20 protein-coding genes and 1 other RNA gene are annotated in these 19742 nt (G+C 42.6%); 5 read left to right on the top strand and 16 right to left on the bottom strand.

Annotated elements, in window-relative coordinates:
- Positions 1-73: 73 nt before the first annotated feature.
- From EQY75_RS04105 to EQY75_RS04085, 5 genes are read right to left on the bottom strand one after another with little or no spacing between them, the layout of a single operon-like run.
- Positions 74-1201 (bottom strand): iron-containing alcohol dehydrogenase family protein, encoded by a 1128-nt coding sequence (locus EQY75_RS04105; protein WP_129603117.1) that lies wholly within the window; start codon positions 1199-1201, stop codon positions 74-76.
- A gap of 7 nt (positions 1202-1208) precedes the next feature.
- Positions 1209-1907: an HAD family hydrolase gene (locus EQY75_RS04100; protein ID WP_129603116.1), complete on the bottom strand. Its 699-nt coding sequence runs from the start codon at positions 1905-1907 to the stop codon at positions 1209-1211.
- Positions 1898-2626: a 3-deoxy-manno-octulosonate cytidylyltransferase gene (gene kdsB, locus EQY75_RS04095; protein ID WP_129603114.1), complete on the bottom strand. Its 729-nt coding sequence runs from the start codon at positions 2624-2626 to the stop codon at positions 1898-1900. Before kdsB ends, EQY75_RS04100 begins: the two co-directional genes overlap by 10 nt.
- A gap of 22 nt (positions 2627-2648) precedes the next feature.
- Positions 2649-3218, bottom strand: a complete 570-nt coding sequence (locus EQY75_RS04090) for a DUF4126 domain-containing protein (protein ID WP_129603112.1) — start codon at positions 3216-3218, stop codon at positions 2649-2651.
- Between the two features lie 33 nt (positions 3219-3251).
- A complete protein-coding gene (locus EQY75_RS04085) occupies positions 3252-4685 on the bottom strand; it encodes an ATP-dependent DNA helicase (protein WP_129603110.1) in 1434 nt (477 codons plus the stop codon).
- A gap of 102 nt (positions 4686-4787) precedes the next feature.
- Here EQY75_RS04085 and EQY75_RS04080 point away from each other — a divergent pair, with 102 nt between their 5' ends.
- From EQY75_RS04080 to EQY75_RS04070, 3 genes are read left to right on the top strand one after another with little or no spacing between them, the layout of a single operon-like run.
- The gene (locus tag EQY75_RS04080) at positions 4788-5438 is read left to right on the top strand and encodes a hypothetical protein (RefSeq protein WP_129603108.1); all 651 of its coding nucleotides are present in this window, start codon (positions 4788-4790) and stop codon (positions 5436-5438) included.
- Positions 5416-6255 (top strand): DUF3822 family protein, encoded by an 840-nt coding sequence (locus EQY75_RS04075; RefSeq protein WP_129603106.1) that lies wholly within the window; start codon positions 5416-5418, stop codon positions 6253-6255. Before EQY75_RS04080 ends, EQY75_RS04075 begins: the two co-directional genes overlap by 23 nt.
- Positions 6256-6798: an RsmD family RNA methyltransferase gene (locus tag EQY75_RS04070; protein ID WP_129603104.1), complete on the top strand. Its 543-nt coding sequence runs from the start codon at positions 6256-6258 to the stop codon at positions 6796-6798.
- Here EQY75_RS04070 and rnpB read toward each other — a convergent pair.
- Positions 6796-7106: RNase P RNA component class A (gene rnpB / locus EQY75_RS04065), an RNA gene on the bottom strand. The two genes, EQY75_RS04070 and rnpB, sit on opposite strands and share 3 nt — an antisense overlap.
- Before the next feature lie 120 nt (positions 7107-7226).
- On the opposite strand from rnpB, the gene EQY75_RS04060 reads away from it, so the two are divergent.
- Positions 7227-9029, top strand: coding sequence for a DNA polymerase III subunit gamma/tau (locus tag EQY75_RS04060; protein ID WP_129603101.1), 1803 nt, complete (start codon positions 7227-7229; stop codon positions 9027-9029).
- An 85-nt stretch (positions 9030-9114) separates the two neighbouring features.
- Entirely contained in the window at positions 9115-9696 is a 582-nt protein-coding gene (locus EQY75_RS04055) for a MiaE family protein (RefSeq protein ID WP_129603099.1), read from the top strand.
- Positions 9697-9699: 3 nt separating this feature from the next.
- On the opposite strand, the gene EQY75_RS04050 is transcribed toward EQY75_RS04055, so the two are convergent.
- The 10 genes from EQY75_RS04050 to rpsA form a co-directional block, all read right to left on the bottom strand.
- Positions 9700-10986 carry an MFS transporter gene (locus tag EQY75_RS04050; RefSeq protein ID WP_129603097.1) on the bottom strand — a complete coding sequence of 429 codons (1287 nt, stop codon included), beginning with the start codon at positions 10984-10986 and terminating at the stop codon, positions 9700-9702.
- Positions 10986-13103, bottom strand: a complete 2118-nt coding sequence (ppk1, locus tag EQY75_RS04045) for a polyphosphate kinase 1 (RefSeq protein ID WP_129603095.1) — start codon at positions 13101-13103, stop codon at positions 10986-10988. The genes EQY75_RS04050 and ppk1 overlap by 1 nt, the downstream gene beginning before the upstream one ends.
- On the bottom strand, positions 13100-13588 hold the full coding sequence (locus EQY75_RS04040; RefSeq protein ID WP_129603093.1) for a SixA phosphatase family protein: 489 nt from the start codon (positions 13586-13588) through the stop codon (positions 13100-13102). Before EQY75_RS04040 ends, ppk1 begins: the two co-directional genes overlap by 4 nt.
- Before the next feature lie 56 nt (positions 13589-13644).
- On the bottom strand, positions 13645-14292 hold the full coding sequence (gene pdxH, locus EQY75_RS04035) for a pyridoxamine 5'-phosphate oxidase (protein WP_129606940.1): 648 nt from the start codon (positions 14290-14292) through the stop codon (positions 13645-13647).
- Positions 14293-14371: 79 nt separating this feature from the next.
- Positions 14372-15277, bottom strand: a complete 906-nt coding sequence (locus EQY75_RS04030) for a ribonuclease Z (RefSeq protein WP_129603091.1) — start codon at positions 15275-15277, stop codon at positions 14372-14374.
- Positions 15274-15750 carry a DUF3291 domain-containing protein gene (locus tag EQY75_RS04025; RefSeq protein WP_129603089.1) on the bottom strand — a complete coding sequence of 159 codons (477 nt, stop codon included), beginning with the start codon at positions 15748-15750 and terminating at the stop codon, positions 15274-15276. The genes EQY75_RS04030 and EQY75_RS04025 overlap by 4 nt, the downstream gene beginning before the upstream one ends.
- A gap of 3 nt (positions 15751-15753) precedes the next feature.
- Entirely contained in the window at positions 15754-16086 is a 333-nt protein-coding gene (locus EQY75_RS04020) for a ribonuclease Z (protein WP_129603087.1), read from the bottom strand.
- Positions 16087-16092: 6 nt separating this feature from the next.
- The gene (locus EQY75_RS04015; protein ID WP_129603085.1) at positions 16093-17019 is read right to left on the bottom strand and encodes an aspartate carbamoyltransferase catalytic subunit; all 927 of its coding nucleotides are present in this window, start codon (positions 17017-17019) and stop codon (positions 16093-16095) included.
- Positions 17020-17023: 4 nt separating this feature from the next.
- Positions 17024-17563 (bottom strand): bifunctional pyr operon transcriptional regulator/uracil phosphoribosyltransferase PyrR, encoded by a 540-nt coding sequence (gene pyrR / locus EQY75_RS04010; RefSeq protein WP_129606938.1) that lies wholly within the window; start codon positions 17561-17563, stop codon positions 17024-17026.
- Positions 17564-17739: 176 nt separating this feature from the next.
- Complete coding sequence (rpsA, locus tag EQY75_RS04005; protein ID WP_129603083.1) at positions 17740-19569, bottom strand: 30S ribosomal protein S1; 1830 nt, start codon at positions 19567-19569, stop codon at positions 17740-17742.
- Positions 19570-19742 lie beyond the last annotated feature (173 nt).

Here is a 19742-nt window from a genome sequence, read left to right as displayed (position 1 = left end):
TGGTAATAGGGCGGTTATCAACCGACAATATTGGCAGTGAAAGGCAGCTAAAAAGAGGTTGAACTAAATCAGCTTAGATTTTGAGGTAAATTTCCTTTAGCGATTCTCTGCTGATCTGATCCCGCCACGATGGTCCAAGGGCATTTTCCCACAATGGTTCCATCCCAAGAGAAACAGAAATCATGGTATTCATTTCTTCTTCCGAAAGTACGCTACAGATATTCTTTGGTAATTCAATATTATGGCGTCGTTTCATTTTCATAAACAGCTCCACTCCTTCCGGATAATAGGCGCCTAGGTGCTGAAATACAAGACAATTACCAATGCCGTGCTTTGTTCCCAGCACATACGATAAACCATAGCTCATGGCGTGTGCAATTCCTACCTGAGAATAAGCGATACTCATTCCCCCGTGCCACGAAGCCATCATCAGTTTTTCCCTTGATTCTTCCGGGTTCAATTCTCCGAGGAATACTTCTTTGCACATCTCAAGGGCTTTTTCCCCATAACTCTGACTAAAGGCATTGAGATAACTTCCACTAAGCGATTCAATACAGTGAATAAAACAATCCATCCCGGTATAGAACCACTGATCAGTTGGCACACCCTTAGTGAGATCAGGATCTAAAAGAACCTGGTCAAAGGTGGTAAAATCTGAATTTATGCCCAGTTTTTTATGCGGCCCCAGTAAAACTGTAGTTCTTGAAACCTCAGCGCCTGTACCGCTGATGGTAGGTATTCCCGCGTGATAGATTGCCGGTTTACCAACCAAATCCCAACCCTGATAATTATGTGCACTACCGTTGTTGTTAAGCATAATTGATACGGCCTTGGCCAGGTCGAGCAAGGTACCCCCTCCTATTCCAACAATACCTGAAGGCAATTCCTCAAATTCATCTTTTATAAATTGAACAAGGCTATCCACTTGTTGAGTTTTGGGCTCCTCATCTGCGGAAATAAAGATGATCTTATCGTTGAACAAGACCGGAACCCTGCCCGGCAAAGAACTGTTTTCGAATACTTGATCAATTAAGTATATGATTGGAGCGTCCGAACTTTTGCGTTTAGGCAATAATATCTCACCAAGCTGATCAAAGCAACCCTTCCCAAATACCACTCTGGGTACCATCGGGAAGTTCTTAAACCGATTTGATGTTCCGGTATTGGGTTTATTTAAAGCGATGTTTTTCTTTACGTCCATATGGGGCTTAAAGATATTTTAAAAGGTCCCTGATTCCGGAGAGAGTCAGGTGATTGTTAGTATGCGATGATGGGTCTACTTCTTCATGAGCCCAGGTGGTGTGAAAGGGAACGTGTACGGCCTGTGCGCCAATTGCTAAGATAGGCAAAACATCAGATTTAAGAGAATTACCCACCATGAGGAATTCGTCCACACTGATCTCGAGGTGCTCTAAAAGGTTTTTGTAATTCATTTCTTTTTTGTCACTTAACACTTCCACATGGTGAAAATACTTAGAAAGGCCAGAGCGATCCAATTTGCGTTCCTGATCTAACAGATCTCCTTTGGTTAGAACAATAAGGCGATATTTACTTTCGAGTGCCTTCAGGACTTCTTCCACATCGTCAAGTAATTCAACGGGATGAGCTATCATCCTTTTACCAAGATTCAGGATTTCAGATAAGGTTGTCTGAGAAACCTTATTATTTGAAATGTCCAAAGCCGATTCAATCATAGAGAGCGTAAAACTCTTTATCCCATATCCATAGAGACTGAGGTTATCGATCTCCGTCCTGAACAACTCCTGGTCTATCTTATTCTTAGTTTCGTATTGGTCAAGGAGGGAGGTGAATTCTTCCTCTGCTTCTCTGAAATAGGTCTCATTTACCCAGAGCGTATCATCAGCATCAAAGCCAATTACTTTTATCCTGCTGAAATCTACTTCCATACTGCCTTCGCTTTTTCAAGATCTTCCGGAGTATCAATCTCAATACCTGTGATATTGGTTTCTACCATTTTAATCTTCTTTCCGTACTCCAAATATCTGATTGCCTCAATCTTTTCTGCAGCCTCCAGTGGAAGCATAGGAAGCCTCTTAAAATCGAGTACAGCCTGCTTCCTAAAAGCATAAACTCCTTTGTGTTTGTAATACGTTGGTGTAATCTCCTTTGCCCTGGGATATGGAATGGCGGATCTCGAAAAGTACAGGGCAAAATTTCTTTGGTCAACGATTACTTTAACGGTATTGGGGTTTTCGATGTCTTCTTTGTCGGTGATTTTGGTCATGAGAGAGGCGAGGTCAATTTCTCCCACTTCATCCTGTTCAAATACCTGTATCAGACTTGCCAGACTCTCCTTATCTGTAAAAGGCTCATCGCCCTGAACATTGACTACTACATCCACATCCAAATGGGCTACGGCCTCAGCAATCCTGTCGCTGCCACATTCGTGTTCTTCTATACTCATCATCACTTTTCCCCCTTCGTCCTCTATGGTCTTAAAAATAAGTTCGCTATCTGTAACCACGTAAACTTCCTGAAATAACCCTGTGGCAAGGGCTGCCTCGTAAGTTCTTACAATAACCGGTTTCCCTCCGAGATCTTGCATGAGCTTACCCGGAAATCGCGAAGCAGCATACCTGGCGGGAATCATTGCTATTATATTCATACTCGTATTACTTTCAAAGTGGTTATTTGCGCAATCTTGGCCTTAGTTTCCTGTAAATTGTAAATATAAAAATCAATAACAAAATTACCAGAATGGAGGCAATTACAGGTGCCAGGACAGAAACTATAGACATCACAAGGGCCGTTGTCGTCTCGATCAGGGATATAACAGGATTCCCAACTCCTGCTGTTGTTGCCGTAGACGTTAGCCTACCGGTTGCAGAGGCCCCTTTAATTGCTGCTGCCGTTCCTCCCCCCGCGATAATTGCAAGAGACCAGGTAATCACCGGGTCGAGTTCTGAAACCGTAGCAACCATTACTGCGGTTCCTGCCAATGCAGCTAAGGGAAGGGCGATGCTATCGAGAAGATTGTCCACATAGGGAATAAAATAGGCGAATATCTCTACTACAGTAGCTACTCCCAATGTGATAAGGGCCGGAATACTGCCTATCCAATCCCATTGGTCATTGAGGTCCCATACTTCAAAATAAGCGGCCAGACTTAGTACAAAAAGGGGTAGGAAAACCCTGAAGCCTACCGAGGCTGCCAGGCCAATACCCAAAAATATACTGATCATCGTCTCTGCAGTCATCTGCCGGGTTCTTTTGTCTAAAGTAACGTATTATCAAGCAAGAAAAAAATCGTCCTTAAATCCAATTAAGTACAATTTTTCTCTTGCCCGTGTGATGGCCGTGTACAGCCAGCGAAAATATTCCCTGTCAGGACCGGAGGGCAGATAGGGTTGCTCTACAAAGACCGTATGCCATTGGCCTCCCTGCGATTTGTGACAGGTAATGGCGTAAGAAAACTTCACTTGTAAAGCATTAAAAAAAGAATTGTTTTTAACCCCTAAAAACTTCTTGTATTTGGAAGATTCATGAGCGTAATCCTTTAGCACTTCCTGGTACAATCTGTTGCCGTCCTCATAAGATAGCGAAGGTGTCTCTGCCTTGAGTGTGTCTAGTAACAGTACAGTTTCAAAAGGCTTTTGATCAGGGTAATCCGTCATTCTTATTTTCACTTCCGCAAAGCGAAAACCGTATAATTCCTTAAATGAAAAAATCTCCAGGATTTCAATGATGTCCCCGTTGGCGATAAATCCTGCTTCCGATTTTGGATTGAGCCAGAAGTAGTTGTTTTTAACCACCATCAGATAATCTCCTGCAGCCAGATCATTTTCGAGGAAAAGTATCCTGTTCCTGATGTTTTCGTTGTATAAATTAGCCCTTTTGTTAGACCTAACGATTAAAGCGGTCTCTTCCTTCCCCTGAGAAGAATACGCTTCTTCAATAGCTTCCTGTATATCGTACCCATCAGTAAGCCGAACAATATCTGCAAAGGTATCTAGCTGAAATTGAAAAGATTCGTACAGCTGTTCATCGAGTTGATTCCTGAGTGCTGTGGCATTGACCAGAATACCGGAATCCTGAACTTGTCTCACGACTTCATCGAGTTCAATGACCGTAACCTCTTTGGCATAGCGCGACTGTAGCTGTTGTTCATCAAGGGCCGGACTAAGAGTAAGGCGCACCGGGGGTAACTGGGCTGTATCGCCTATTAGGATCAATTTACACTGATGCCCCGAATACACGTATTGAATGAGATCGTCCAGTAAGGAGCCATTCTCAAAGAGTTTGCTGTCTGATGGAGTATCCGGAATCATGGAAGCTTCGTCCACTATAAAGACAGTATTTCGATGCTTATTGGGTGCCAAAACAAATTGAATACCCCCTCCCCGTTGTTTCCTTGGAAAGTATATTTTACGATGGATGGTAAAAGCCTGGGTCTTGGCATAGACAGACATAACCTTAGCTGCTCTTCCCGTTGGCGCCATTAAGACGGCCTTTATCTTGGTATTCCATAGATTGGTCACTAAATCGCCCACTATGGTTGTTTTTCCGGTACCTGCAAATCCCTTCAGCAGGAATAGTGAATCCTGATCCTTTGAAAGCAGGAATTCGGACAACAATTGCAGGGTAATGTCCTGTTTAGTGGTAGGTGTGTGCGGGAATTTGTTCTTTAGCAGTGCGTAAAATGAAGCAGGGGTGGATGTTACCATAAGAGCCCAAAGATAAAGAGGATTTTTAGGGCAAAACCTTTTACGATTAAAAAAAAATTGTAGATTTGTTGGAACCGCTAAATCTAACTAATTCGAGTTCTAATGAAAACCATTCTGCAAATAGTACTTTGGATCGCCTGTATTGTTTTGGGTTATTTGATCTATCGATCAGTTACCGGCCCCATTGAGTTCAAAAAAATAAAACAGGAACGTTTTAACAAGGTTATTTCGGTAATGAAAGACATCCGAAACTCCCAGGAGGCTTACAAAACGGTTAATGGAAAATTTGCCAATGATTTTAATAGCCTTATTGCGTTTGTAGACACGGGTAAATACACAATTACCCAGCGACGTGATTCATCTTATATGGAATTTGATAAGACATACGGCATTGACTTACTTAAAGAAGTTACTATTACCGATACTTTAGGCTTTGTGTCCGTTAAAGATTCCCTCTTCAAAGGCGATGACCGATTTAAGTCGATGATGACTGTACCATATGCACAGAATGGCGAGAAATTCGAAATGAAGGCCGATATTATCGAAAAAAGTGGATATCAAGCTCCGGTATTTGAAGTCAAAGTAAAAAAAGATATCATTCTATACGATCAGCCAAAAGACCTGCTATCCAGGGAAAACGCCCAGATCAGTGTTGAAGAAGTAAATGGTTCAGAGATCAAAGTAGGTTCACTAACTGAAGTGAGCACCAACGGAAACTGGCCCCCGGTTTATGACAAAAAAGGAGACCAATAACGAGGCTGTTAACGATATAATTCTGGAAGATTATTATAAGTTGTCCATTCAGGTTAGCCTGAATGGACTTTCTTTTTGCATTCTTGATTCTATCGGGAAGAAGATCATCCGATCTGAATCCTACAGATTTCGCTACAAACTAAATCCCTACGAAGCCCAGAAAGAATTAACTGCCTTTATTAAAACCCAGGGAATTACAGAGTATTCTTTTTCAGAAGTTGTAGCGGTGCACCGAAACGATTTGTTTAGTCTTGTTCCCAAGGTGCTGTTTAACCCCAAGGAACTGCCCAACTACCTGAAATACAACGCCAAAATCCTGGCAAACGATCTTTTGGAATACGACGAGATGACAGCTTTTGATCTCGTCAACGTCTATGTGCCATTCGTAAATATCAATAATGATATCTACGATCTCTTCGGGGACTTTGAATTTAAACATCACGGCACGGTACTGATCGAAACCCTTCTGGCCGGCAACAACACGGGAAATGACCCTATTTGCTATGCCTACGTTACTCCTGAAGAGTTAGACCTGATCATTATACAGAATAAAAAGCTGATTTTCTTCAACAATTTCACCTACAATACCCCTGAAGACTTCCTCTACTATTTGATGTTTTCAATAGAACAACTGCAATTCGACATAAACGATATAAAATTGCGCGTCTTTGGTGCTATTGAGGAAGGAGACGGCCTCTATGAGCTGTGCCAGGACTACGTACAGCACCTATCCATCTATATTCCGGATCTCCCCGATGGCCTTTTCTATGAAGGGCTTAATCCGGCAGACAACTACCTGGTAATAAATGCCTTTTAAATGAGAATCATCTCGGGCACCCATAAAGGAAGGAGGATTACTGCTCCTAAAAACTTGCCGGTAAGGCCCACAAAAGACATGGCTAAGGAGGCATTGTTCAATATTCTCTCGAACCGTTATTATTTTGAAGAACTTAAAGTGCTCGACCTTTTCGCAGGAACAGGCAATATGAGTTTCGAGTTTGCGTCCAGGGGTTGCAAAGAGATTACCAGTGTGGATGATCATGCGGGATGTATCAGCTTTATTGCGGATAAAGCTAAAGAATGGGAATTCCTGATTGCAACCAGACGAATGGATGTCTTTAAATTTCTGGATAAAGCTCACGAAAAGTACGATCTGATTTTTGCTGATCCACCTTACGACATTTCAGATGAGGAATTCGATCTGATCCACAAACTCGTCTTTGAAAAAGATATGCTCTTACAAGATGGTATTCTGATTATTGAACACGCCAAAAGGACGGACCTCTCACATCTTGATTTTTTTACAACGGTTAGAAAATACGGGAATAGCAGGTTTACTTTCTTTGAAGCGAAAAAATAAAAAAGCAGATCATAAGCCGGATTCTGTTCCCCTCAGGGCCCCTATCATTTATCTGGATGTTGAGTTACCCCAACATTCTAGCCGCCTACCCTTCAACTCGGGCGTGCCGCCCTCAACCGCTGATATACATGGCGTTTCACCGCATAGAGTTTACCTGATTTCACTACAGCCTTACCTGTACATACTTTCTGCTGCACTTGTCCTATTCCGCTGTTGCGGAACGACGGGTGTTACCCGCTATGCTGCACTATGGTGTCCGGACTTTCCTCCTCCCGCATAATGCGGAAAGCGATAAGGTGATCTGCTCTGCGTAAAGGTAGTTAATTGTTGATAAAATGTAGGTAATCGAACTCAAAAGCCGGGGGCAGACCGCCAGCTATTTTTATATTTGTAGAAAGGGGCTCACCCTTAAACACAATTCATATTTCATGGAACCTTTTATTGTCTCCGCCCTAAAGTACAGACCTCAGACGTTTAAAGACGTCGTTGGGCAGGAGGCCATTACCAATACGCTTACCAATGCCATTGAGAACAATCATCTGGCACAGGCTCTCTTATTTTGTGGTCCCAGAGGAGTGGGTAAAACCACTTGCGCGAGGATCCTCGCAAAACAGATCAACAGAGACGGTACTGAAAGGGAAGATGAAGACTTTGCCTTTAACATTTTTGAGCTCGATGCTGCCTCAAACAATTCTGTGGATGACATCAGAAACCTGATAGACCAGGTTCGTATTCCTCCTCAGGTAGGTAAATACAAAGTCTATATCATTGATGAGGTTCATATGCTTTCACAATCGGCATTTAATGCATTCCTTAAAACCCTGGAAGAGCCTCCCAGACATGCCATCTTTATTTTGGCTACCACCGAGAAGCACAAGATTATTCCTACCATCCTGTCGCGTTGCCAAATCTTCGACTTTAAACGAATTACGGTAAGCGATGCGGCCAATTATCTAAAATACATTTCAGAACAACAGGGAGTGAGTGCAGAAGACGATGCCCTGCATATCATCGCTCAGAAAGCCGACGGCGCCCTTAGGGATGCCCTCTCGATCTTTGATCGTGTAGTTAGTTTTTCAGGGAAGGAATTAACCCGAAAAGCAGTTACCGAAAACTTAAATGTCCTCGATTACGATACCTATTTTAAGGTCACTGACCTTGTCCTGGACAACGATATCCCGGCCTTACTGCTCCTCTACAATAAAATACTGGCACAGGGGTTTGAGGGCCATCATTTTGTGATCGGGCTGGCCTCACATTTCCGCGACCTTATGGTTTGCCGGCATGAAGAAACTATTCAGCTTTTAGAAGTAGGGGATTACGCTCAGCAACTCTACCTTGAACAATCTAAAAAGACCTCTAAAGAATTCCTGCTCAAAGCTCTGGAAATCACAAACCAAACAGACCTGCAGTATAAAAGCAGTAAAAATTCAAGACTCCTCGTTGAGCTGACCTTGATGAAACTGGCATCGCTCAACTTTTCGGGTGAAAAAAAAAATCCTGACGAGAGGCACAGTAGTCTCCTCTCTTTAAATAAGCTAATCCCCGCTTCGTATTATCGCCTTGCAGTAAAAAAAGAAGAGCCTGGCAAGGGTGTTGAAGAATCGCTGGCTCATCCACAAAAAAAGATAGCCAAGGAAACGGTCTTATCAACAGAATCCGAATTGGATACGGAGGAAGTGGCAGTAGTCAGCAGTGTGGAAGAAACCTTACCCCACCATTCTACTATGGTCTCTGAACCTCCGCGCAAATTAGAAATCAAGAGTCCCGCCAAGCGAGTTTCTGGCCTTTCCCTTTCTAGTATTAAGGCGAAGAAAAAACACGAGCTTAACAAGATTGAAGTGACCTATGATGAGGATAGCTTGCCCGATGATCCTTTCACCGTGGAAGAGTTGAGAAAACACTGGCTTGATTATGTTCAAAAGATTGATGATGAAGGAAAAAAAATCCTGGCTAGTAATTTGAGTTCTGACCTCCCAAAAGTAAAGGATAATGTCATCCGGATTGAATTGCCGAACGATACCATGAAAAAGGAGATCGAGAGAGAGCAATCCTCGCTGATGAGTTTCCTTAAGACTGCCCTGAATAATCACCACCTTGAACTTTCGATCAGCGTAAATGAGGAGACGATCAGAAAATACGCCTTTACTCCTGAAGAAAAATATGAAAAATTACGCGAAAAGAATCCTGCCATCGATCTTTTGAGAAAGACTTTCGACCTGGATCTCTGACAGCGTATTTTTTACCTGTATAAGATTTCTCCCTTTTCCAATCCCTTTAAATTTTACTAGTTTTACATCCGGTAAATCAAAGCGTATGCTCGGACTTAAATTGCCTACAGACCCCAGATGGGTCAATATTGTAGAAATGAATATCGATGAGATACTGACAGACCACGCCTACTGCGAACAAAAGGCTGCCAGCACTGCTATCTCACTGATTGTTACATTTCCTGAATACCCTGATTTAATCAATGAGATGGTGGCTTTATCGAGGGAAGAAATGGGTCATTTTAAAATGGTTCACGAGCGTATCCTCGCCAGGGGTAAAACGCTGGGTAAATATCGAAAAGACGAGTACGCCATAGCCTTGCAAAAGTTTTTTCCAAAAGGGGGGTCTAGAACCACCCAGTTGGTACACAGACTCCTCTATGCCGCTTTGATTGAAGCCAGAAGCTGCGAGCGCTTTCGTCTCCTATCTGAACAACTACAGGACAAGGAATTAGCCGAATTCTATCGCTCCTTGATGGAGAGCGAAGCGGGCCATTACACACTATTTCTGAACTTCGCAAGGAAATACGGGGATCGCCAGGAAGTTGACGAGAAATGGAAAGCTCTGCTCGAGTATGAAGCCTCCATCATGAAAGATCTAGGAACTGGTGAAGCTATCCACGGATAACCCTTAAACTTCCTTCAATTTATAGGTCCAAAACATACTTAAAAGCAGCATGCCTATAAAGAACAAAAGAAGCACTTCATAGTTTAACCATTCGGCGATAAACCCTATAGCTGCCGTAAGTATGGTAAAAACACCTATTAAGGTATTGGATAGTGAGATGTACAGAGGCCTTTCCTTCTCCGGGGCAAAATCTGTCAGATAAGTCTTCCTGCTTAGGCGAGCCCCTCCATGAGCCATCATATTTAGTAAGATCAGCGGAGCAAAGAGGTATATACTCTGAGTGGATGAATCCAGATACATAAATCCCAAAACTAGAGAGCAATTGAGGATGCCAAACAAGGCGATAACCAACATCAACTTCCTCGAGGACTTGTCAGCAAATTTACCCCAAAAAGGGCTTGATACCATCGCGGCAATCCCTGAGGCAATGACAAAGATCCCCAAACCAGAGAAGGCCGCCTGGGTCGTTTCTTTTCCGATAATGACAAAAAAAGGTTGTGCCAAAGGGATGGCCATTAAAAATGCACGGGCCAGAACAAAATTTCGAAGATTAGCATCCGATTTAAGCACCCGAATTCCAGCCTTAAATTCCTGTAATGGAGTACGACCTCCATCAGTAGCCCCCGGCGCTTCTTTGATCAACGCAAAGAACAGCCCCGCCAATATCCACAAAAGGGTAGCTGCTCCAATTAATAGCAGGATGACCGCCATAGGATCCCAGGAATTGAGGAAAAAATAAAGGGCCAGTCCAAAAAGCAGGGTAAGTATTCCTCCTCCGGTAGCTCTCCAGGCTAAAAGACGGCCGCGTTTTCCCTTGGGAATGGTTTTGCCCATTACATCCTTAAAGGCTACAGAGGAGACCCCACTTGCTATGCTAAAGAACAGCAAGAGAACAACAATAGCCGTACCGGCTTCCCAACCTTCAAAGAACATCAGAGACAGCCCCATCAACATCACCAAAACAGCCTGTATGAATGCGGGGATCGCCCAAAAGTACTTTCTGCGGGGATACTTGCGAATAGCTCCTGAAACAGCCAATTGCGGTAATAAGCTACCTAGGTTCTTTAAAGGGACCAGCATTCCCGAAAAGCCCGAGCCACTGCCTACCAGCGATAGGATCCAGGGTAGGGTTACATTCGGACTAACGAGTTGCTCTGCAAGTTTTGAGCAAAAGCCGCTAGAGGCATTCTTTAGAAAATTTCCTGGAACTTCTTCGCAATACTCCTCTTTTATGGGATCACAACTGCGGAGTTCCACTTCCAAATTCAACCATTTGGCTACCTTATCCATTATTCAACCGATGTAGGTGCTGCCTGTTTATTCTCTTCTGCAAGCTTGTTTTGGTAATATTCATAAAGTGCAAACTGGGACCGCAATTTTGGCTTGTCATTTTGTACGTAGACGTTATCCTGTTCTTCATTAAACCAGCGTGCCTTAACATTATCCCTCCAGCAGATCTCAAAAGTATCTATAAGCTCGTTTTTGATCTCCGGATCGTAAATAGGACATCCAACCTCTACCCTGTTCTCTATGTTTCTGGTCATCCAATCAGCTGATGATATGTAAATTTTTGGATCTCCCCCATTACCAAAAATAAAAAGGCGCGGGTGTTCCAGGAACTTGTCCACAATACTTATGGCTTCGATATTTTCACTCATGCCTTCTATTCCCGGGATAAGGCAGCAAATCCCCCGAACAATCATCTTTATTTTGACTCCCGCCCTGCTGGCTTCATATAATTTATCGACCATGTTATAGGAAGTAAGACTATTCATCTTGATCTTGATGTAAGCCTCTTTCCCTTGCTTTACATTTTCGATCTCTTTATCAATAAGCTTTTTAAAGGTACTTTTGGTGTAGTGAGGAGAAACTATTAAGTGTTTGTACTTATTAATTTTATAGCTGGTCTCAAAGAAATCAAAGACCATATTCAATTCCTTCAGGATTTTTTCATTGTAGGTAAATAAGGTGTAATCAGTATAAATCCTGCCGGTAGTTTCGTTAAAGTTTCCGGTACTGACAAAGCCGTATCGGTTGATCCCGTCCTGCTCTTCCCGCTCAATCAGGCAGATTTTACTGTGCACTTTTAAGCCAGGCACACCGAAGATGAGTTTCACCCCTTCTTCCTGCAATTGTTCGGCATAACCGATATTGGCCGTTTCGTCAAACCGAGCCCTGAGCTCAATCTGCACGGTCACTTGCTTTCCGTTTTTTGCCGCGTTGATCAACGATGACACCACCTGCGAATTATCTGCCAGGCGATAAACCGTGATCTTTATAGTTTTTACCTTGGGATCAAGGGCCGCTTCACGCAGGAAACGGATGATGTAGTTAAAATTGTGGTAGGGTGTATATTGAAGAAAATCCTTCCTGGCGATCTGATCGAGAAAACTTCCTTCGAGATCTACCCCTTTAATGGCAAGTGGCTTGATCTTTTTGTACATCAGATCCTGTTTCCCTAAACTCGGAAAACTCATATAGTCCCGTCTGTTGTGATACCTACCCCCCGGAATAACACTATCCGTGTCTGTAATTCCCATTTTCTCAATGAGAAAACTGAGTGTATTTTTTTCGATACTCTTGTCATACACAAAACGAACCGGATCACTGTTCTTTCGGTTATCTACACTTGAGGATATTTTTTCGATAAAACTCTTACTGAGATCATTATCAATATCGAGTTCGGCATCCCGGGTGATCTTGATCATATGAGCAGAGATCGAAGAGAAATCGAACATTGAAAAAATGCCTTTAAGGCAGAAGCGAATAAGGTCATCCAGGATAATAATATAGTGTTTATCCCCCTCCTGTGGCAAGACCACAAACCGGTCGATTCCTTTTGGAATTTCGATCAAGGCAAAACTGATATCACTCTCGTAATGACCTTCTACGGTTTCTTTCCCCGAATTCAGGATCATTTTAATAGCCAGGTAGGCTGCGCTGTCTTTCAGCATGGGAAAGGAAGCGAGATCATTGAGGATGATAGTCATTAATTGCGGACTCACTTTTTCCTGAAAATAAGTCTTGAGAAACTTGGTTTGTTCTTTTGTCACCTCTTCTTCATTGATAAGAAAGATGTTCTCTCGCTCCAGTTCCTGTTCGATGTCTTTGTGGATCTCCAGGCTGCGGGTTTGCTGCTCTATGACGATCTTGGTGATCTCTTCTAACAAATCCTTGGCCACTTCACCACCAAGTACGCTCTTCCCCGATTTTCCGGCCTCCACAATACGCTTTACGGTAGCGTATCGAACCTTAAAAAACTCATCCAGATTATTTGAGAAAATCCCTAGAAACCTAAGACGTTCAATTAAGGGGACGTTAGGATCAGCACTTTCCTGCAGAACACGGTCATTAAACTTTAACCAGCTGATCTCCCTGTTGATATATTGATTCTTATTCTTACTCATATTTTAAGCTCTTTGGGAATCAACACTCTTTCGGTCTTTCCTCCTCCTATATCCCTCCACTGCTTGATATTGAATGAGAGATGGACAAGTCCGGTGGTTGGCACATTATCTATGTGTACATCTCCTAATTCGTTGACCATATCCGTAAATGCGTGATTATGACCGAAGACCATGATCTTGTCCTTTGAATCGGGAAGATCCCTTAAAAAATCAATCAATTCGTTTCCTGAAAAAACATACAGGCGGTCTGAAAGGCTAAATTTATGATATGGGATCTTCAGGGTCCTTAAAAAAATTACGCAGGTATGAAGTGCCCGAATAGCCGGACTTGAATAAACCATATCAGGCACAATGGAGTAAGATCCAAAATGACGTGATACCTTATGCGCATCATTCACACCTCTTTCCTTCAGTGGCCTGTCACGATCTTCTACACCCAATTCCCAGGAGGACTTGCCGTGCCTTACCATTATCAGATGCTTCATAATTATGCGTATTTCGGTATTGTAAATCTTTCTATCAATAGAAGCCGGAATTCCTGCTAAGGTGCCAGCCTATCCAGGCTCCAGCGATAGTCCTTTTCAAGGGTGTATCTCAAACGATCGTGTAAGCGGTTTGGCCTTCCTTGCCAGAATTCTACAGAAACAGGTGATACCAAATACCCTCCCCAATAGTCGGGCCGTGGTATTTCCTTCTGTTCGTATTCCTTTTCGAGTTCTCTAAGTTTTTCTTCCAGCGTATCCCTTGAAGGAATGACTTCACTCTGTTCTGAGACAATAGCTCCTAATTTACTCCCTGTAGGCCTGGATTCAAAATATCCATCAGACATATTTTCGGGAATCTTTTTTGCAGTTCCTTTGATAATCACCTGCCGTTCCATTCCCGGCCAGAAAAACGAAAGACAGACCTTCGGATTTTTTTCAATAGCCTTCCCTTTTTCACTTAGGTAATTCGTGTAGAAAATAAATCCTTCATAAGTAAATCTTTTGAGCAGCACAACTCTGCTTTTGGGAAATCCATCCAATCCCAGCGTGGAGACCGTCATAGCATTGGGCTCATCAGAAGTCCCTGATTTCTCAACTTCGTGAAACCACTTTTGAAATAGTTCCATCGGGCTGTCCGATACCGTAGATTCAAGCAGGGCACTTTTTTCATATGCCTTGCGGTATTCACTCAAGTCCTTTTTAATGTCTGATCCCTCTTTTCCCATAGATAACAAATTTGGTGAAATCTTGGCAAAATGGGAAAATTAAGACATAAAATTCATCCTAAATCTCAAGGATCATTCCATCCTCAGCAAGGGCAACCTCAGAAAAAATAGCAGATGCTTCATCGATGAATGCCTTCTTATTTTTATAACGCGTTGAGAAGTGTCCCAGCAGCAAACCTTTTACCCCTGCCTCTTTGGCAATTCTGGCAGCCTCCACGGCGGTAGAATGCTTGGTCCTGGTTGCAAGTTGAGCCTCATTGGAAAGGAAAGTGGCTTCGTGATAAAGCAAATCTACACCCTTAATTAAGGGCACAATAGAAAGGTCGAAAGCTGTATCGCTGCAGTAAGCGTATGATTTTGGTGAAGGAGGATCGGAACTTAAAAGTGAATTCGGGATCAGCTCCCCTGAATCGAGAAGAACGTCCTTGCCGCCCTTAATGTTTTTAAAAAATGCCTTGTCTACCTTGTACTTTGCTACGGCCGCAATATTGAGTTTTCTCTCCTTGGGCTTTTCTGAAAAGAGGAATCCATTTGTATAAATTCTGTGATTCAAAGGAATGGTCCTTACCTGCAGCTTATCATTTTCGAAAATCAATTCCGAAGTACTTTTTTGTAACTCGTGAAATACCAGGGAGTAGTTGGTCCATGAATTGCCCACCCTCAATAGTGCCAAAATGACTTCTTTTAATCCGGAAGGACCATAAATATGGAGTTCTTTCTCTCTCCCGAGCAATTGAAAAGTAGATATTAACCCCGGAAGGCCAAAGAAATGATCGCCATGGAGATGGGAGATAAAGATGTGGTTGATTCTGTTAAACTTGATCTTGTGTTGTCTCAGTAAAACCTGTGTACCTTCCGCGCAATCGATCAAAAAAACGGAATTACGGATCTCCAGAATCTGAGAAGTGGGATTGCCCTTCATTGAGGGGGTTGCAGCATGGCACCCCAGGATGTGGAGTTTCATAGACCGTCCGTCTTGTTTGCAAGGAAAGGCTCCACGTCGCCCGGACTGAATGAGGATTTAAAAGTAAAGGCAATTGGAGTTTCACCCATTGTATTGAGATGGTCGAGTCGCTTCTTGGCCTCAGAAAGAGAGATTTCTCTTTTTTGTGTGAAAAAGCATACCATATGAGCGGAATTTAACTTATCAAACCATTCATTTTTACGTTTATAGATCTCCACGTGAGGACTTTGATAGGTAAACTCCATTAAAGTTTCACGAGATTCCCATATCGACATATTTACCACCAAAGCCGGATCTCCAAAAATTTCAGATACTCCGCTATTGGGCTCCTCTACCCAGCGCCAGACGAACCCGGGACTCTTTTCAGCTATAGCGTTAATACGGGCCGTATTATTGACAAAGTCGGCCATTCGTGTATCCTCGAGAGGGTATTTTGATTTAGCGATATTGACTTGAGCGAAGTAGTAATTCATTTTTCAAAGATCAAGATCCCGTTCAATATCCTCCATCTCAATGATATCCATGGCTTCCTGTAGAGTAGGTGCCAGGCTTATTTCTTCAGGTACGTCTTCGTAGTCCACTTTATCAGTGACCAGGACAAAAGATTTCTTCATCTTTTTATGGGCTCTGGAAATTTCCAGAAATTCGAGAAGATCATTTGAAGTGAGTTTGTCAAAAGAGAACAAATTCACCACAATATGATCGTTTTTTATTTTTTCGTAGGCCTTATTGAGATTCTCAACAAATACCAATAAGCTGATACCCTCCTGATAAACAATGGTCCTGTTGCCTTCCTTATCAAAAATCATAAGCCCTTAGTTTAACTGGGAAGCTAATAAATAAATTACAGCCATGCGAATAGCAACACCGTTTTCCACCTGGTGCAGGATAATGGACTGGGACGAATCTGCTACATCACTGGTGATTTCAACCCCCCTGTTTATTGGCCCGGGGTGCATAATAACGATTTCCTTATCGAGGCTTTCCAGTATTTCTTTGTTGATTCCGTATTGCTGAGTGTACTCCCGGGTTGTAGGGAAGTAACTCATTTCCATCCGCTCATTCTGTACCCTGAGCATATTGGCCACATCGCACCAGGCTAACGCCTTTCTCAAGTTGGGTTCAACTTCTACACCAAGGCTTTCTATATGTTTAGGAATTAAGGTCTTGGGGCCACATACTTTTACTTTAGCTCCCTGAAGTTTCAGAGCGAAAATATTGGAGAGCGCTACCCTGGAATGCAGGATGTCCCCAACAATGATCACCTTCTTTCCTGCCACATCTCCCAGTCTTTCCCTGATCGAATAGGAATCGAGCAACGCTTGGGTGGGATGTTCATGAGCCCCGTCGCCGGCGTTGATGATTGATGCATTTACATGCTTAGATAGGAATATCCCGGCTCCCGGATTGGGATGTCGCATAACCACCATATCTACCTTCATGGAAAGGATATTATTTACGGTATCTATCAGGGTTTCCCCCTTTTTTACAGACGACTGAGAGGCGGAGAAATTCAATACGTCGGCAGACAAACGTTTTTCTGCCAGTTCAAAGCTCAATTTGGTTCTGGTACTATTCTCAAAAAATATATTAGCTATGGTAATGTCACGGAGAGATGGTACCTTTTTGATGGATCGGTTAATGACCTCCTTAAATTGATCTGCCGTTTCAAAAATGAGTTGAATATCCTGCTCATTCAGATATTTTATCCCCAGTAAATGTCTTACGCTTAATGCCGGCATTCGCTTATCTGTTAACTAAATAGACTACATCTTTCCCTTCATTTTCTTTCCACAGCACCTTAACTTTCTCTTCATTGATGGCATCAACCTGTCTTCCTCTGTAGTTGGGCTGTATGGGAAGGTGTCTGCTAAATCTTCTGTCGATTAGGGTGAGTAATTCAATCTCATTGGGCCTCCCAAACGACTGGATTGCCGTAAGTGCCGCCCTGATGCTCCTTCCTGTGTATAACACATCATCAATAAGGACCACTTTTTTGTCCTCAACCAGGAAATCTACACTGGTGGTACTCGCTTCCAGGGGTTTTTCTCCCCTGCGGAAATCATCCCTAAAAAACGTGATATCTAAAAGGCCTAACTTAATTTCTTTTACCTGGTATTCTTCCTTGAGGAGTTTCGCCAGACGTTTGGCGAGAAAGCTGCCCCTGGGTTGAATCCCTATAAGTACAGTATCGGTAAAATCTAAGTGGTTTTCTAAAAGTTGGCACGCCAGGCGATGTAAAATAATGTGGATTTCTTTTGAGGAAAGAAGTACTTTTTGACTCATGGTTTGCGCTACCAACATATTTGAAAGCAAAAATAGGGATTTCTAATCAATAATTGCGGGCCCTTTTTATTATCGCTTTGAAACGGCAATCTTCCCGCTTTAGGGCAAAAAAATACCCCGACTTGCAAGTCGGGGCATATTATTAAACCAGATTTTGATATCATGGAAATCTACAATTACTTTTTCCCTTCCATTTTATCTTTAAGCGCCTGCAATTGCTCGTTGGCGTCTCCTAGTGTCGGTTTTGATTCGTCAGCCTGTGCCGCAGCTTTTTTGCGTGCTGCTTTTACATTTCGCTGCTCTTCTTCCCTGAAGATAGCGGTATGACTGGCGACTACTCTTTTGAATTCCTTGTTGAATTCAATGATTTTAAATTCGGCTTCCTCACCTTTGCCAAGCTTTTTCCCATCCTCTTTCTCCATATGTCTCTGGGGAACGAATGCGGTGATATCCTTGTTAAAATCAATTACTGCACCTTTGTCTACAATCTCAGTGATTGCTGATTTGTGAACAGTTCCAACTGCAAATTCCTTCTCGTACTTATCCCAAGGGTTGTCTGTAGTCTGCTTATGGCCAAGACTTAATTTACGTCCTTCCACGTCTAATTCCAGAACTTCTACTTCCAAGGTATCTCCAACAGTTACAAATTCTGAAGGATGCTTTATCTTCTTGGTCCAGGAGAGGTCAGAAATGTAGATTAAACCGTCAATTCCTTCTTCCAGTTCAACAAAGACACCAAAGTTGGTAAAGTTCCTTACAATTCCTTTATGCCTTGATCCTACAGGATATTTAGAAGTGATATCAGTCCATGGATCTGGGGTCAGTTGTTTGATCCCAAGCGACATTTTTCTGTCTTCTCTGTCGAGAGTCAGCACTACAGCCTCCAGTTCGTCTCCTACATTTACAAAGTCCTGAGCAGACCTGAGATGCGTAGACCATGACATTTCAGAAACGTGGATAAGTCCTTCCACACCTTCTGCAACTTCTAAAAAGGCACCGTAATCAGCTATAACGACCACTTTTCCTTTGACCTTATCTCCAACTTTAAATTCATCCCCAAGGGCTTCCCATGGATGTTTTTCCAATTGTTTTAACCCTAATTGGATTCTCGACTTGTTATCGTCAAAATCAAGAATAACCACATTGAGTTTCTGATCCAGGTCTACCACCTCATTCGGGTGATTGATCCTGCTCCATGACAGGTCTGTGATGTGTACAAGTCCGTCTACCCCACCTAAGTCAATAAAGACTCCGTAGGAAGTGATATTTTTTACAATACCTTCAAGGACCTGACCTTTTTCGAGCTGACTGATGATCTCTTTCTTCTGTTCTTCAATATCCGCTTCGATAAGCGCTTTATGAGAAACTACGACGTTCTTAAATTCATGGTTGATTTTCACCACCTTGAATTCCATGGTCTTACCTACATACTGATCGTAATCGCGAATAGGTTTCACATCGATCTGAGAACCTGGCAAGAACGCCTCGATTCCGAAGACATCGACGATCATTCCTCCTTTTGTTCTGCACTTTACAAAACCGGTTACTACTTCTTCCTTGTCGTGAGCTGAATTTACGCGTTCCCACGCCTTTATCGTACGAGCTTTTCTGTGTGAAAGCACCAACTGTCCGCTTTTGTCTTCGCGAATGTCGATGAGAACTTCAACCTTGTCACCAACCTTAAGGCCGGGATTGTATCGAAATTCATTAAGGGATATAACTCCTTCAGACTTAGCGTTGATATCGATGATCGCTTCCCTGTCTGTAAGGTGTGTTACGGTCCCTTCTACTACTTCCTCATCTGCCGTATCTACAAAATTCTCTGCTACTAGTTTTTCAAATTCCTCTAATTTGGAATCGTCTACTCGTTCAATACCTTCTTCATACTTGTCCCAGTCAAAGTTTTCAAGGAATTCCTTGGGATCTTGTTTGGGAGTCTCTACTTTTTCTTCCTGAACGACCTCAGCTACCTGAGTTTCTTCTGATGTTGCTTTTTTTTCAGCCATTTGCTGATCTCAATTTGTATCCCATAAACCTCTAAGAGTAAGACAACGCTTATGGAAGATGTTTTTCCTTTGTTTTCTTTTCCTTTTCCTCTTAAATACTTGCCAAAAAGGTGTGCAAAAGTACAACTTATATCTTGTTTTAACAACCTAAACATCAGACAGCAATAAAAATA

The organism is Muriicola soli (assembly GCF_004139715.1).
Taxonomy (GTDB): Bacteria; Bacteroidota; Bacteroidia; order Flavobacteriales; family Flavobacteriaceae; genus Muriicola; species Muriicola soli.
Note: the sequence above shows the minus strand (reverse complement) of the source record. Positions and strands in the feature narration are given on the sequence as shown.